We start from the raw sequence: 14,529 nt of genomic DNA on the forward strand, positions 1-14,529 counted from the left end.
GGATATGCAGTGGCACAAAAAGAATTGATTGCTCGATTAGATCCAGTTCGTGAACCTTTTAACAACACAGTAACTAGTCAAGGAGCAGCTCTCGTTGCACTGAATGATTCATCATTTATTGAAGCTTGTCGAATTCAAAATCAATCAGGGAAAAAGCAATTTGAAGACTATGCAAAGACACATAATTTGCATATGTATCCGACACAAGGAAACTTCGTGCTGTTAGAAGTAAAAGCGGATGCCGATTTAGTATTTGAAGGACTTATGAAAAAAGGCTTTATTATTAGGAGCGGGAATGCCCTAGGTACTCCAGGATACATTCGAGTTACGATAGGGACAACTCAGCAAAACGAGGAGTTCTTACAGAAGCTAACAGATGTATTAAAAGATGCAGAGGTATTTGCATGACCACGCATGTTTTAATTGTCGGTTTAGGTTTAATTGGTGGTTCCCTTGCATTAGCCATTCAAAAAAATCCCGAAATAAAAATAATTGGTTTTGACACGGACACACATACCGTACGAAAAGCGAAAAAATTAGGTGTCATACATGATATGGCATTTAATTTACAAGAATCAGCTAAAATGGCTGACTTCATCATTTTTGCTACGCCAGTAAACGCAACTGTTCAATTAATGAACGAAGCACAAAATTGGCTCCTCAAAAAAAATGTAATTCTAAGCGATACAGGTAGCACGAAGAAAATCATCATGGAAAAAGCGAAATCCTTAAAAGCTCGTGGAATTACTTTTATTGGTGGACATCCGATGGCGGGTTCTCATAAAAGTGGTGTGGAAGCAGCGAAAGCACATTTGTTTGAAAATGCATACTACATGATTACACCGTTAGAACATGAAGATGAACAACATATTCACTCACTTGAACTTATTTTACAACCAACAAAAGGGAAATTATTAAGAGTTCTTGCACATGAACATGATCATATGACAGCAGTCGTTAGTCATTTTCCACACTTAATTGCAGCTTCTCTTGTTCATCAAATGTCTAGTGAAAATGAAGAATATCCGTTTACTAGACAACTTGCAGCAGGGGGATTTCGAGACACCACTAGAATTGCTTCGTCTAATCCTGTGATGTGGAGAGATATTACAGTCCAAAATCGCTTGGAACTCGTCAAACAACTAGAAAAATGGCAAAGTGAAATGGATACCGTGAAAACCTTACTCATGCAAGCGGAACCGGCAAATATTGAACATTACTTTTCACGAGCTAAATACGTAAGAGACGAATTACCGATAACTTCTCAAGGTGCCATGTATTCTGTCTACGACTTGTATGTCGATGTTCCTGACTATCCAGGTGTTATTTCAGAAGTCACAGGGTTATTAGCGAAACATTTAATCAGCATTACAAATTTACGTATCGTTGAAACACGTGAAGACGTTTTCGGGATTTTGGTGATTAGTTTTCAATCATTGGATGATCGACAACGAGCAGCAACTAGTATCGGACAAGAAACCAACTATGAAACGTATATTTCATAAGAGTGTGAAAAGTAAAGAAGGGGATGAGTGAAATGAACGATTCCATTACATTACAAGCTCATCAATCACCACTCAACGGGTCACTTCGAGTGCCTGGAGACAAATCAATCTCGCATCGCTCGATTATGTTTGGAGCGATGGCAACAGGTCTTACATCAGTGAATGGCTTTTTACTGGGTGACGATTGTTTAAGTACTATCTCATGTTTTCAAAAACTTGGGGTCGAAATTCAAGTTAACGGCACGACTGTCACCATTGACAGTAACGGCATTGAACATTGGAAAGAACCGAGTGAAATATTAGATACAGGTAACTCTGGTACCACTACCCGATTAATGCTTGGGATTTTAGCTGGCTCTCATGTACATAGTGTTTTAGTTGGAGATGAATCGATTGCTAAGAGACCTATGAAACGCGTAATTGAACCATTGAGATTAATGGGAGCTCAAATTTCTGGAAGAAGCGGTGGACAGTTCACACCTCTTGCCGTACAAGGGACGGGATTAACAGCAATCGACTATACGATGCCAGTCGCAAGTGCACAAGTGAAATCAGCTATTTTGCTAGCTGGTGTTCAAGCTAAGGGTGTAACCATTGTGCGGGAATCCGAAGTGTCACGAGATCATACGGAGCGCATGTTGCGTCAATTTGGTGTAGAGCTTAGTGCGGAAAACGGAGTAATACAAGTTCAAGGTGGACAAAAGCTAAAAGGAACTCATGTAGAAGTACCAGGTGACATTTCTTCAGCTGCATTCTTTTTAGTAGCAGGGGCCATCGCTAAAGACAGTTCGATTCATTTAGAACATGTTGGCTTAAATCCAACGCGGACCGGCATACTGGATGTCCTTAAGCAAATGGGTGCGCAAATAGAAATAGAAGTAGATAACACTGGAGACGAAGAACCAATTGGCTCGGTGACAATTTCCTCATCTCATTTAAAGGGTATTGAAATTGGTGGAGACTTAATTCCTCGATTAATTGATGAAATCCCGGTTATCGCTTTACTTGCTACTCAAGCCCATGGGACAACAGTGATAAAAAATGCAGAAGAATTAAAAGTAAAAGAAACAGATCGAATCATAGCTGTCGTAAATGAATTGAAGAAACTAGGCGCTGATATTGAAGCGACTGATGACGGCATGATTATTAAAGGTCCAGTCACATTATCAGGGGGAAAATTACAATCGTATGGAGATCACCGCATCGGCATGATGGGGGCRATTGCTTCTGTCGTTTCGACACATTCAATTGAAATCGAACATGCTTCGTGTATTTCCGTTTCCTACCCTAACTTCTTTGAACATTTACGAATTGTGTCTTCTTTTGGAACTCTCCGCTAACGGGGAGTTTTTTCTTGTTAATGGCAAAGCCGTGATGTAGCATATGGTATGAATAGAAAGAGAACGGGTGATAAATATGGGAATTAGTCAAGAATTTATTGAAGCTATCGAAAAGGGCGACATTCATACTGTCCAATCGTTAATAGAAACACTGCTACTTTCAAGTGAACCAGATGCCCAATATGAGATCGCAAATATGCTGGTTCAGGCAGGGTATTTGAAAGAAGCTGAACAAGTCCTCGAACACCTCCAGTTTTTATTTCCAGAAGAGGCTCAACTAAAAATTGATCGTGCACAAGTGTTAATGGAAATTGACGAAGAAGATGAAGCTTTACTACTGCTAACAAGCATTGAAGAACATGCAGATGAATATCCTCAAGCACTTTTGAGTTTAGCTGATTATTATCAAATGCAAGGTTTTTATGAAACTGCTGAACAAAAAATTAATCAAGCGTTAGCTTTAATGCCAAGTGAACCAGTATTGATTTTTGCAAAAGCTGAATTATTGCTTGAAACAGGAAAATATTTAGAAGCAGTTCGTTTATATGAAAACTTAAAAGAGCAAACGGATGAAATAGCCGGAATCCGTTTATCAGAACGTTTAGCTGAAGTATATAGCTCAGGTGCCGCATATGAGGAGGCAATTCCTTATTATGATGAATCTTTATCACATCATGTGACGCCGGATTTACTTTTCGGCCTTGCTTACGCTGCTTTTCAAGCGGGTGAGTATGAACTAGCCGTTCGTAAATTGAATGAAGTAAAAACACTGGACCCCGATTATTTCTCTGCACACTTATTACTATCACAGGCTTACAGCATGCTTGAAGACCATGAGCAAGCATACTCAGCGATAGTAGAAGGATTAAGTCGTGACGAGTACGATAAAGAATTATATTTATTTGCTGGAAAAATGGCTTTAAAAGTTGGGAACACGAATGATGCTGAAGCGCATTTGCGACAAGCAATTGTTTTAGATCCTGAATACATGGAAGCTACGTTAACATTAGTGTCATTTTTACATGCACATGAAAGATACGAAGAAGTCATCGAATTAGTTGAATTAATTTCATTAAATCAAGATGATTGGTCTGCCTTATACCCATTTGCAGCTGATGCTTTTATGCAAGAAGAAAATTTTGAACGTGCATACGAATTTTACTCTTTGGCATATACTGACCATAAGGAAGATCCGTTTTTTATGGAAAAATACCTTTATTTTCTGTTACAAGAAGGAAAACGAGAGGAAGCCCTAGAAATAGGTAAGCAATTAGTAAGTTTGCAACCAAATGATGAAAGATGGCAAGACTTGATTGAATCCTTGTTGTGAAAGGAGGAGTAGTATGACCGCATCTGTTTCTGTGATGGAAAAGAAAGAATTTGTCCGCTGGTTTTTGAAAAGATATCAAATGAAACGTCGTGAATGCGTATGGATCCTCAATTATTTATTAAGCCATGATGACTTGCTTCAAAAAGTGCATTTTGTAGAAGAAGCACACTATTGTCCGCGTGCGATGGTTATGTCTGTTACAGAATCAACTGGAGTACCGTTTCGTTTCTACAAAGGAAACTTAATGACTGCAGATGCTGAAAAATCATTTCATGACTTGCGTTTACATCCAAATGAAGATATGTATATACAATTGAATTTTCCGCTAGTGCCACCAAGTTCAGAGTATTTGGCAGTATTAGAAGAAAATCCGTTTATGCCTAAATATTTGCATATAAACGATAAAGATCGACTCTTAGCTGAAGAAGTGCTTAAAAACAGCATGCACTCTTTTAGAGAAGACAATATATTAAGACAAATTGATGAAGCTTTAGATGCTAATGATAAAGAAAAATTTATTGAGTTATCTAAATTGCTACAAGGGATGAAAGAATCATCCAATTCTTAACTTCATCGTATTTACGATGAAGTTTTTTGTTGAGGGGAAATGAGATTATGTACTGGAATTCAAAAGATATAAGTGTTTTTGTAGAACAGAAAGAGTTTGTTGATACTGCCGTCATTCCGTTATTATTAATAGATGGACAAGCCAGTAAACTTAAACAAAATGCATCGAGTGCAGAATTTTTAATGGCACTTACGGCATTTATTGAAAATCAATTTAAAGGTAGAGTCATCTTAATGCCACCCGTTTCGTACACGACTAAAACAAATCGTCAACAGCTTGGACAAGAATGGGATGAGATGCTGAAAGAAGCTGGTTTTAAGCATCTGTTTTTCGTATCTAGTGATATGGGTTGGGTAAATGAAGAAAGTGCGTTAAATGTTATTTATACGCCATCTATTCCATTAGAAAATATGGATAGAAAATTGCGACAATCTGTCTTGGATGATCAATTGAGACAAATTATTCCCGTATTTGCGAAACGTTGGGCGTCAACTACCTAATAAGCTTCAAGAAATGTTCACAAAGTGCATGTTAGCAACTAATGGAATATTGACCTTCGATTTTTATTGAGCTATCATAGAACTGTCCTAGTTTTACTATTTTTTTGTATAAGTATGTCCGTTGGACTGACCTTTAAAGTTAGAGGGGGGAAAAGGATGAGTAACAATCGTGTATCAAGACGTCAATTCCTTAACTACACATTAACAGGTGTTGGTGGGTTTATGGCTGCAGGTATGTTAATGCCAATGGTTCGTTTTGCAATCGATCCTGTATTGCAAAAAGCTGGAGGCGGAGATTTTATACCAACAGGAAAAAAAGTGTCAGATATCACTGAAGTTCCAGAACGTGTAGACTTTGCATTTGAACAAGTAGATGCATGGTATACATCAGAAGTAACAAGTACTGCATGGGTTTACAAAAACGGCGACAAAATTATTGCTTTATCTCCTGTATGTAAACATTTAGGTTGTACGGTTAACTGGGCAGGTAGCCCTGACCACCCCGATCAATTTTTCTGTCCATGTCACGGTGGTCGATATGAAAAGAGTGGTAAGAACATACCAAAAACACCACCTCTTGGACCATTGGATGAGTTTGAAGTACGTGAAAAAGATGGTCTGTTAGAAATTGGTAAAACACGACCAAATACATTAGTTTAAGTAAGGGGGTACGACTTCAGTGCTAGATAAAATTTATGATTGGGTGGATGAACGTCTGGATATTACTCCTATTTGGCGTGATATTGCAGATCATGAAGTTCCAGAACACGTAAACCCTGCACACCATTTCTCAGCATTCGTTTATTGTTTCGGAGGATTAACTTTCTTCATTACAGTGATTCAAATTCTTTCGGGTATGTTTTTAACAATGTACTATACGCCTGATATTGAAAATGCATGGAAATCTGTTTACTACTTGCAAAATGAAGTAGCATTCGGTGAAATTGTGCGCGGTATGCATCACTGGGGAGCTTCACTAGTAATCGTTATGATATTCCTTCATACATTACGTGTATTCTTTACAGGATCTTATAAAAAACCTCGTGAACTAAACTGGGTAGTAGGCGTACTTATTTTAGGTGTTATGTTAGGTTTAGGATTCACAGGTTATCTACTTCCTTGGGACATGAAAGCGTTGTTTGCAACGAAAGTAGGTATTGAAATTGCTGCATCCGTACCGTTTATTGGAGGCGCAATTAAAACCTTGTTAGCCGGTGATGAACATATTCTCGGTGCACAAACGTTAACGCGATTCTTTGCGATTCATGTATTCTTCTTACCAGCTGCTTTGCTTGGGTTGCTTGCAGCACACTTTATCATGATTCGTAAACAAGGTATTTCAGGACCGTTGTAAGTTACAGCGTCTTTATGATTTCAAAAAGGAGGGGACAATATGCATCGCGGAAAAGGGATGAAATTTGTCGGGGATTCTCGAGTATCTGTTAATCGGGCATCGAAAATTCCAAAAGATTATTCCGAATATCCGGGTAAAACAGAAGCTTTCTGGCCTAACTTTTTATTAAAAGAATGGTTGGTTGGGTCAGTTTTCTTAGTGGGTTATTTAATCTTAACTGTTGCACATCCATCACCACTTGAACGTCAAGCGGATCCAACAGATACAGGATATATTCCATTACCGGACTGGTATTTCTTGTTCTTGTATCAATTATTAAAATATGAATTTGCTTCTGGTCCATTTAATGTAATCGGAGCCATCGTTATTCCAGGATTAGCATTTGGTGCACTTATGCTTGCTCCATTTATGGACAAAGGTCCAGAGCGTCGTCCATTTAAACGTCCGTTACCAACAGGATTTATGTTACTTGCACTTGCAGCTATGATTTTCTTAACTTGGGAATCAGTGGCAAACCATGACTGGGAAGCTGCAAAAGCTCAAGGTGAAATTCGTGAAGAAGCACAATTCGACACAGAAGCAGAAGGGTATAAAATTTACTCTGAAGCATCTTGTATAGGTTGTCACGGTAATGCATTTGAAGGTGGACTTGGACCTTCTCTAGCAACTACTGATAAAACGGCTGAAGAAATTGCTGACATTGCGAAAAATGGTGTTGGAACTATGCCTGCTGGTCAGTGGGATGGAACTGATGAAGATTTAGAAAAGTTAGCTACATTTATTGATGAATTATCTAAATGATAAATCTTAGAAAGAGTCAGGAAACTGACTCTTTTTTTTTACCTTTATCATAAACTTGAACAGTATACATAATCTGTATTTGAAAATAAAGGAGTCGTGTAGTAATGAATCCATTGCTCACTCAAATTAAATTTTTGTTATTTCATAAAACATTTATGTGGATATTGCTTGCAGTAAATATTTTAGGAACAATATATGGTTACTATTGGTATATGTGGCAACTTGAAATAACAGATCCCATATTTCTTATTTTTGTACCAGACAGTCCTACAGCAAGTTTGTTTTTCTCAATCGCTTTATTCGGATGGCTTATTAATCGTCATTTTAAACTAATTGAAGCTCTTGCATTAATTACTTTAGTAAAGTATGGGTTATGGGCAGTAGTTATGAATATTTGGACACAGTTTGAATCTGGTCCAATAGGTTTTGTAGGCTGGACGCTTGTTGTAAGTCATTTTGCCATGGCCGTTCAAGCTCTGCTTTACATCCCTATGTATAAATTTAAATGGTTTCATGTATTGATTGCAGCTATTTGGACATTACATAATGATGTGATTGATTACGTTTTCGGGCAAATGCCAATTTATCGAAGTCTAAGTGAACATACCCTAACAATTGGTTATTTTACGTTTTGGCTGTCGATTGCATGCATATTGATAGCAATCAATGTCATCAAATCGTCACCAAATTTGGAATCGAAATAGTTGCTCAAATACTATAAGGGATATAAAATAATAAGTAGCTAGAAATAGGAGGATGGTCGATTTGGGATATTTGGTCTACTTTGCCGTACTATTATTGTTACCAATTTACGCGCAAATTAAAGTAAAAAGAACGTATAAAAAATACTCAAAAGTACGCTCAACTTCTGGAATGACTGGTGCTCAAGTAGCACGTTTAATTTTAGATCAAAACGATTTAAAAGATGTAAAAGTTGTCGAAAGTCGAGGGTTCTTGAGTGATCATTACAACCCAATGACAAGAATTGTTGCTTTGTCTTCTCATAATTACCATGAAGCATCTGTAGCAGGGACTGCAATTGCTGCTCACGAAGTAGGGCATGCGATTCAACATAAAGAAGCGTACACGTTTTTACAATGGCGTCATAAATTAGTACCTGTTGCTAATATCTCTTCAAATGCATCATGGATTTTCGTGATGATTGGAATTTTTGCAATGTTACCGAACATGTTGCTTATCGGGATCGTGTTATTAGCTGTAGGGGTAGTATTCCAACTTGTTACTTTACCCGTAGAGTTTAATGCTTCAAGTCGTGCGATGACTGAGATTGTCTCTCATGGTGTCATTCGTAACGAAGAAGAAAAACATGCTAAAAAAGTATTGAATGCTGCTGCAATGACTTATGTAGCTGCTACTGCAGTTGCTGTACTTGAATTACTACGTTTAGTGTTAATGTTTACTGGTATGACACGAGATGAATAGAAAAAACTCACGAGCATGAATTTCATGCTCGTGAGTTTTTTTGTTTCTATAGTTGTTACTCTCGAAATCTAGCTAAAGTACAACGCTTGGTATGTTAGTCAAGCGGACGTTTTTCCTCATCGAGTGTAAATCCTTCACCCATCACATCATGGACATCTGTTACTGACACAAATGCATGTGGATCTATAGACATTATGATGTTTTTTAACCTAACAATTTCATTGCGACCTACCACACAGTAGAGCACTTCCCGATCAACTTTAGTAAAGTGACCAAAACCTCTTAAAACCGTAACTCCCCGCTCCATATCATTAGAAATGCGATCGGCAATTTCATTTTGGAATTCAGAAATAATAAAAGCTCCACGACCTGCGTATGCACCTTCTTGTACAAAGTCAATGACACGAGACCCAATAAAGACAGCCACTAATGTATACATCATTGAACGTGAGTCTAAAAATGTTAGCCATGACAACATGATTACCACTGCATCAAAGATAAACATCGTCTTGCCCATGCTCCATCCAACATATTTGTGAGCGAGTCGGGCAATAATATCTACCCCACCAGTCGTGCCTCCATATCTGAAAATGATTCCAAGACCAACTCCAACAAAAACTCCTGCAAATAAAGAGGCTAAAAATAAATCGTCTTGAATGTGAATATTTATTTCATAAAGTAAGAAAATCTTTAGAAATATGGACACAGATACAGTTCCGATAATGGTATAAACAAATACTTTCTGACCAAGAAGTCGCCAACCAAGAAAAAACATTGGTATATTTAATAGTAAATTCATTAATGCAGGATCAAGTTTAAATACGAAAAACAAAATTAACGTGATTCCGCTAAATCCGCCTTCGCCTAGTTGATTTTGAATGTTAAAATGAACAAAACCAAAACTAAAAATTGCTGACCCTAGTATGATAAAGAATATATTTTTAAATTTAATGCCTTTCAGTATAATAACACCCCATTTTCTGAAAATTACCCTTAGTTATTATCATTCATTTCAAGTGTTTTGACAACTACATTCCTTATTATTAGGATAAGAGGAGGAGATGAAACGTATGACATCTGAAAAAACAATTCAAACGTTACAAAAAGAAGTGGATGAATACATCGGACAATTTAAAGAAGGCTATTTTCCACCTTTTGAAATGCTTGCTAGAATGACTGAAGAACTAGGTGAGTTAGCAAGAGAAGTTCAACATGTTCATGGCACGAAAAAGAAGAAATCGACTGAAGCCCAAAAAAGCATGGAAGAAGAATTAGGTGATCTTTTGTTTGTTCTCATATGTTTTGCAAATGCAGAGAAAATTGATATGCAAAAAGCGCATGATCGTGTGATGGACAAGTTTAGCACAAGAGATAAACATCGTTGGACTTTAAAGGAGGAACAATCATGATTCGAGTAGCAATTGGTGGCCCAAGAGGAAAGATGGGGCAAGAAGCTGTACATACTATAATGAATAATGAGAATATGGAATTAGTCGCAGTACTAGACCATAAGGAAATAGGGGAGTTATTAAGTGAGTCACCTGAATTTCCAGCTAGTTATGATGTTCCTGTATTTTTAGAATTAGAAAGTCTGATTACGATCATCAGACCAGATGTTTTCCTTGATTTAACAACACCTCATCAAGTGTTTGGGCATACGAAGTTATGCTTACAGAATAATGTTAGGCCTGTTATTGGAACAACTGGCTTTACTGATGAACAACTTCGACATTGCACAACACTTGCGAAGAATAATCAGCTCGGCTGTATCGTGGCACCAAATTTTGCAATTGGTGCGGTATTGATGATGAAATTTGCTACAATGGCAGCAGCTTATTTCCCTGATGTTGAAATTATCGAAATGCATCATGATCAAAAACTAGATGCACCTTCAGGCACTGCGTATAAAACAGCTCAAATGATTGCGGAAGTGAGACCATCTCACAAACAAGGTCATCCAAATGAAGAAGAAACAATTGCAGGTGCTAGAGGAGCATCTTTCGATGGAATACCCATACATAGTGTGCGTTTGCCTGGGTTAATTGCTCATCAACAAGTATTGTTTGGAGGAGAAGGTCAACTGTTCACATTACGACATGATTCATTTAATCGACAATCCTTCATGTCGGGTGTAACATTTTCAATTAACCAGGTAATGGATTTAACTGAGCTTGTATACGGCCTAGAAAATATTCTATAAACGATAGGATGAGAATTCCATGAAAATAGCATTAATTGCACATGACCGAAAAAAAGATGACTTGATTCAATTTGTGACGGCTTATCAAGCTATATTGGCTGAACATGAATTATGTGCTACTGGCACAACAGGACAACGAATAATTGATGAAACGGGTTTAGCAGTATATCGTTTTCAGTCGGGTCCCCTTGGTGGAGATCAGCAAATTGGTGCTATGATTGCCAATAACGAAATGGACATGATTATTTTCTTCCGTGATCCATTGACGGCTCAACCACACGAACCTGATGTGACAGCTCTAATTCGTTTATGTGATGTCTACCAAATTCCATTAGCCACTAATATGGGAACGGCAGAAGTATTATTAAAGGGACTACAAGAAGGATTTATTGACTGGAGATTACTGCAAGAGAGACGTTCTTAAGAAAGGAGGATGTAACTTCGTGAAGAAATTAAAAATCGGTATCACTTGCTATCCAACTGTTGGAGGCTCAGGAGTTATTGCAACCGAATTAGGCAAGTTACTAGCTGAGCGAGGACATGAAATCCACTTTATAACGTCAAGTGTGCCATTCCGTTTAAATCGCATGGTCCCAAATATATTCTTTCATCAAGTAGACGTAAACAGTTACTCGGTGTTTCAATATGCACCTTACGATATAGCATTAGCCAGCAAAATGGCAGAAGTTATTAAAAAAGAGAATTTAGATATTCTTCACGTTCATTACGCCATACCACATGCTGTCTGCGCTGTTTTGGCGCGTGATATGGCAGGTCAGAATGTTGGCATAGTAACAACGCTTCACGGGACGGATATAAGTGTTTTAGGCTACGACTCATCGTTGTCAGGAGCTATTCGTTATGGCATCGAAAAATCAGATATGGTGACCGCAGTTTCGGATTCACTAAAAGAAGAGACAATGCGCTTGATTCAACCTGCTCAATCCATTGAAACCATTCATAATTTTGTTGATGAAAGAGAGTACTTTCCAAATAAGTCAACAAATTTAAAGGATTATTTTCATATTGAAGAAGATGAAAAAGTGGTCATTCACGTCTCTAACTTCCGTAAAGTTAAACATGTTGAAGATGTCGTATCGAGTTTTGCATATATTCGAAATAAAATGCCTGCCAAATTGCTCCTAGTGGGTGATGGACCGGAAATGAATAATATCGTAAAACAAGTTGCTTCGTTAGGATTAGATAAAGATGTTCTATTTTTAGGAAAGCAGAATAACGTGTCTGAACTATATTCAATTAGTGATTTGAAACTATTATTATCAGAGAAAGAATCATTTGGTTTAGTGTTGTTAGAAGCAATGGCGTGTGGCGTACCATGCATTGGTACGGATATCGGTGGCATACCTGAAGTCATTGAACACGGTATGAATGGGTATATTGCGCCTTTACATGATGTTGAATCCGTAGCATGTTATGCATTGAAAATATTGACCAATGAAGACATACATAGCCGTATGAGAAGTGCAGCACTTGAAACGGTCTCTCGAAAATTCCATTCTTCGTTTGTTGTGTCTCAGTATGAAAAGCTATATGACAAGGTAATACATCGACATGTTCACAACTGAACAATGGCATGCTGGGAAGAAAATCATAGAAACACTCATCCAACATGGCTATGAAGCCGTATTTGTCGGTGGAGCAGTCCGTGATTTTGTTCGTCACAAAATAGCCAATGACATAGACATAGCAACTAGTGCATTACCATCAGAAGTGAAATTCATATTTAAGAGAACTGTTGATTTAGGACTTGCCCATGGCACGGTTCTCGTCATAGAAAATCATGTCCCGATTGAAGTAACTACTTTCAGAACAGAAGGCGAATACACCGATCACAGAAGACCAAGTGATGTTAAGTTCGTACTGTCATTGGAAGAAGATTTAAAACGCAGAGATTTTACGATGAACGCTCTTGCTATGACAGCTAATTTCCACCTGATTGATTTATTCGACGGTCAGCGTGATTTGCACAATGGAATCATTAGAACAGTCGGAGAACCAACTGATCGTTTTAAGGAAGACGCGTTAAGAATGCTTCGTGCCGTTCGCTTTACTGCACAGTTAGGTTTCTCTATAGATAGCTTGACATTAGATGCCATAAAGTTGTGCTCAAATGATCTTGCGTATGTATCAGTTGAACGGTTGACAGCTGAACTTGAAAAAATGTGGTTAAGTAAGCATCTTGGGAAAGGTATGAGCTATCTCGGGCAAAGCAACTTGGCGAAGCACCTTCCAGGTGATTTTCAATTCGAGGATGCTAGGTGGAAGTATCTGGGAAATCCTCAAAATGTTTTAGTTTGTTGGTCCTTTTTATGCCTACTGCAAGAAATACCAAATGGCTCAGATTTGGCGACGATTTTTAAATTATCCAATGAATTAAAGCAACAAATTAATCACTTAGTAAATGCGACGCAAATAAGATGTGAACGGTTATTTACGATTGATGACCTTTACCATTTTGAAGAGAATATACTTGTCCAGGCCGAACTGCTATCTCGAGTACTTTGTAGTGATAGTCAACAAATACCAGTAGAATTGATTGTCCAGCGCAAACAATCGTTACCAATTCAATCTTTCCGTGAACTCGTTATTTCTGGGCAAGATGTAATGGAATGGCTTAATAAGCCTGGTGGACCCTGGCTAAAGGCTATGCTTTCTCAAATCGAGCATGCTGTGTTACATCAAAAAGTAGCGAACAATGCTACTAAGTTAAAGGAATGGATAATGAATGAATCCAACAGTGAAGTTTAACATCACAAAACAATTATTAGCTGCAAACGGGCAACCTATTTCTGGTCAACAGTTGGCTGACGACTTCGGATTATCAAGAACAGCTATTTGGAAGCATATTAAAGAACTTGAAGAAGAAGGCTTTGAAATCGAAACGGTGAAGAAAAAAGGATACGTCTTAAAATCTTCCCCAGATTCATTGCAAGCTGCGAAAATAGATCAACATTTAGCAACAAAGCGATTCGGCAGAAACATTCATTATCTACAATCATGTCCGACTACTCAGCCGATTGCTCATCAACTTGCACAAGCTGGAGAACCTGATGGATCCATCGTCATTTGTGAAGAACAAACTGCAGGAAAAGGACGTTTAGCACGTCCATGGACTTCTACACAAGGCAAAGGTATCTGGATGAGTGTGATTATTCGCCCTGAAATCCCTCCTACAAAAGCACCTCAATTGACTTTAGTGGCAGCTGTTGCTGTAACGAGAGCGATTGAGGATATTGCAGGGGTTCGCGCTGAAATCAAATGGCCAAACGATTTGCTAATCAATGGAAAAAAATGCACGGGAATCTTAACAGAACTTCAAGCAGATATAGACCGAGTTCATGCAATTATTTTGGGAATTGGCGTTAATGTCAATCAACAATTAAGTGATTTTCCTGAAGAAATCCAATCAATCGCTACGTCAGTTCAAATGATCACAGGGAAAACTGTCGACCGTGCAGAACTAGTTG

18 protein-coding genes are annotated in these 14,529 nt (G+C 38.0%); 17 read left to right on the plus strand and 1 reads right to left on the minus strand.

What is annotated here, in order from left to right; translation table 11 throughout:
• From AC1DOS_RS11430 to AC1DOS_RS11480, 11 genes are all read left to right on the plus strand, one after another.
• A partial coding sequence (locus tag AC1DOS_RS11430) for an aminotransferase class I/II-fold pyridoxal phosphate-dependent enzyme (RefSeq protein WP_477537604.1) occupies nucleotides 1-408 on the plus strand: 408 nt, incomplete at its 5' end.
• Complete coding sequence (locus AC1DOS_RS11435; RefSeq protein ID WP_477537605.1) at nucleotides 405-1,505, plus strand: prephenate dehydrogenase; 1,101 nt, start codon at nucleotides 405-407, stop codon at nucleotides 1,503-1,505. The genes AC1DOS_RS11430 and AC1DOS_RS11435, both read left to right, overlap by 4 nt.
• A gap of 32 nt (nucleotides 1,506-1,537) precedes the next feature.
• Entirely contained in the window at nucleotides 1,538-2,845 is a 1,308-nt protein-coding gene (gene aroA / locus AC1DOS_RS11440) for a 3-phosphoshikimate 1-carboxyvinyltransferase (RefSeq protein ID WP_477537606.1), read from the plus strand.
• Nucleotides 2,846-2,921: 76 nt separating this feature from the next.
• Complete coding sequence (locus AC1DOS_RS11445) at nucleotides 2,922-4,175, plus strand: tetratricopeptide repeat protein (RefSeq protein WP_477537607.1); 1,254 nt, start codon at nucleotides 2,922-2,924, stop codon at nucleotides 4,173-4,175.
• Nucleotides 4,176-4,188: 13 nt separating this feature from the next.
• A complete protein-coding gene (locus AC1DOS_RS11450; protein WP_108587164.1) occupies nucleotides 4,189-4,743 on the plus strand; it encodes a ReoY family proteolytic degradation factor in 555 nt (184 codons plus the stop codon).
• A 47-nt stretch (nucleotides 4,744-4,790) separates the two neighbouring features.
• Nucleotides 4,791-5,243 (plus strand): DUF2487 family protein, encoded by a 453-nt coding sequence (locus AC1DOS_RS11455; RefSeq protein WP_108587163.1) that lies wholly within the window; start codon nucleotides 4,791-4,793, stop codon nucleotides 5,241-5,243.
• A 156-nt stretch (nucleotides 5,244-5,399) separates the two neighbouring features.
• Nucleotides 5,400-5,903 carry a QcrA and Rieske domain-containing protein gene (locus tag AC1DOS_RS11460; RefSeq protein ID WP_108587162.1) on the plus strand — a complete coding sequence of 168 codons (504 nt, stop codon included), beginning with the start codon at nucleotides 5,400-5,402 and terminating at the stop codon, nucleotides 5,901-5,903.
• A 19-nt stretch (nucleotides 5,904-5,922) separates the two neighbouring features.
• Complete coding sequence (qcrB, locus tag AC1DOS_RS11465) at nucleotides 5,923-6,597, plus strand: menaquinol-cytochrome c reductase cytochrome b subunit (RefSeq protein ID WP_108587161.1); 675 nt, start codon at nucleotides 5,923-5,925, stop codon at nucleotides 6,595-6,597.
• 39 nt (nucleotides 6,598-6,636) lie between these two features.
• A complete protein-coding gene (locus AC1DOS_RS11470) occupies nucleotides 6,637-7,398 on the plus strand; it encodes a c-type cytochrome (protein ID WP_477537608.1) in 762 nt (253 codons plus the stop codon).
• A gap of 104 nt (nucleotides 7,399-7,502) precedes the next feature.
• Nucleotides 7,503-8,102: a lipoprotein heptaprenylglyceryl N-acetyltransferase LhaT gene (gene lhaT, locus AC1DOS_RS11475; protein ID WP_477537609.1), complete on the plus strand. Its 600-nt coding sequence runs from the start codon at nucleotides 7,503-7,505 to the stop codon at nucleotides 8,100-8,102.
• 52 nt (nucleotides 8,103-8,154) lie between these two features.
• The gene (locus AC1DOS_RS11480) at nucleotides 8,155-8,841 is read left to right on the plus strand and encodes a zinc metallopeptidase (RefSeq protein ID WP_477537610.1); all 687 of its coding nucleotides are present in this window, start codon (nucleotides 8,155-8,157) and stop codon (nucleotides 8,839-8,841) included.
• Nucleotides 8,842-8,935: 94 nt separating this feature from the next.
• Here AC1DOS_RS11480 and AC1DOS_RS11485 read toward each other — a convergent pair whose 3' ends face one another.
• Entirely contained in the window at nucleotides 8,936-9,805 is an 870-nt protein-coding gene (locus AC1DOS_RS11485) for a YitT family protein (RefSeq protein WP_477537616.1), read from the minus strand.
• A gap of 106 nt (nucleotides 9,806-9,911) precedes the next feature.
• On the opposite strand from AC1DOS_RS11485, the gene AC1DOS_RS11490 reads away from it, so the two are divergent.
• From AC1DOS_RS11490 to AC1DOS_RS11515, 6 genes are all read left to right on the plus strand, one after another.
• Complete coding sequence (locus AC1DOS_RS11490; RefSeq protein ID WP_477537611.1) at nucleotides 9,912-10,250, plus strand: nucleotide pyrophosphohydrolase; 339 nt, start codon at nucleotides 9,912-9,914, stop codon at nucleotides 10,248-10,250.
• Nucleotides 10,244-11,041 (plus strand): 4-hydroxy-tetrahydrodipicolinate reductase, encoded by a 798-nt coding sequence (gene dapB / locus AC1DOS_RS11495; RefSeq protein ID WP_199224124.1) that lies wholly within the window; start codon nucleotides 10,244-10,246, stop codon nucleotides 11,039-11,041. The genes AC1DOS_RS11490 and dapB overlap by 7 nt, the downstream gene beginning before the upstream one ends.
• A gap of 19 nt (nucleotides 11,042-11,060) precedes the next feature.
• Entirely contained in the window at nucleotides 11,061-11,465 is a 405-nt protein-coding gene (gene mgsA, locus AC1DOS_RS11500) for a methylglyoxal synthase (protein WP_477537612.1), read from the plus strand.
• Between the two features lie 19 nt (nucleotides 11,466-11,484).
• Complete coding sequence (gene bshA, locus AC1DOS_RS11505) at nucleotides 11,485-12,627, plus strand: N-acetyl-alpha-D-glucosaminyl L-malate synthase BshA (protein WP_477537613.1); 1,143 nt, start codon at nucleotides 11,485-11,487, stop codon at nucleotides 12,625-12,627.
• Complete coding sequence (locus tag AC1DOS_RS11510; RefSeq protein ID WP_477537614.1) at nucleotides 12,614-13,810, plus strand: CCA tRNA nucleotidyltransferase; 1,197 nt, start codon at nucleotides 12,614-12,616, stop codon at nucleotides 13,808-13,810. Before bshA ends, AC1DOS_RS11510 begins: the two co-directional genes overlap by 14 nt.
• A partial coding sequence (locus tag AC1DOS_RS11515; RefSeq protein WP_477537615.1) for a biotin--[acetyl-CoA-carboxylase] ligase occupies nucleotides 13,788-14,529 on the plus strand: 742 nt, incomplete at its 3' end. The genes AC1DOS_RS11510 and AC1DOS_RS11515, both read left to right, overlap by 23 nt.

This window comes from Paenisporosarcina sp. P5_A11 (assembly GCF_056400705.1).

Bases quoted from the DNA above. Each gene is read 5' to 3' on its own strand.
- AC1DOS_RS11445 (WP_477537607.1), top strand. From the start codon at position 2,922: ATGGGAATTAGTCAAGAATTTATTGAAGCTATCGAAAAGGGCGACATT.
- AC1DOS_RS11450 (WP_108587164.1), top strand. From the start codon at position 4,189: ATGACCGCATCTGTTTCTGTGATGGAAAAGAAAGAATTTGTCCGCTGG.
- AC1DOS_RS11435 (WP_477537605.1), top strand. From the start codon at position 405: ATGACCACGCATGTTTTAATTGTCGGTTTAGGTTTAATTGGTGGTTCC.
- AC1DOS_RS11470 (WP_477537608.1), top strand. From the start codon at position 6,637: ATGCATCGCGGAAAAGGGATGAAATTTGTCGGGGATTCTCGAGTATCT.
- AC1DOS_RS11510 (WP_477537614.1), top strand. From the start codon at position 12,614: ATGTTCACAACTGAACAATGGCATGCTGGGAAGAAAATCATAGAAACA.
- AC1DOS_RS11455 (WP_108587163.1), top strand. From the start codon at position 4,791: ATGTACTGGAATTCAAAAGATATAAGTGTTTTTGTAGAACAGAAAGAG.
- lhaT (WP_477537609.1), top strand. From the start codon at position 7,503: ATGAATCCATTGCTCACTCAAATTAAATTTTTGTTATTTCATAAAACA.
- AC1DOS_RS11480 (WP_477537610.1), top strand. From the start codon at position 8,155: ATGGTCGATTTGGGATATTTGGTCTACTTTGCCGTACTATTATTGTTA.
- AC1DOS_RS11490 (WP_477537611.1), top strand. From the start codon at position 9,912: ATGACATCTGAAAAAACAATTCAAACGTTACAAAAAGAAGTGGATGAA.
- AC1DOS_RS11460 (WP_108587162.1), top strand. From the start codon at position 5,400: ATGAGTAACAATCGTGTATCAAGACGTCAATTCCTTAACTACACATTA.
- mgsA (WP_477537612.1), top strand. From the start codon at position 11,061: ATGAAAATAGCATTAATTGCACATGACCGAAAAAAAGATGACTTGATT.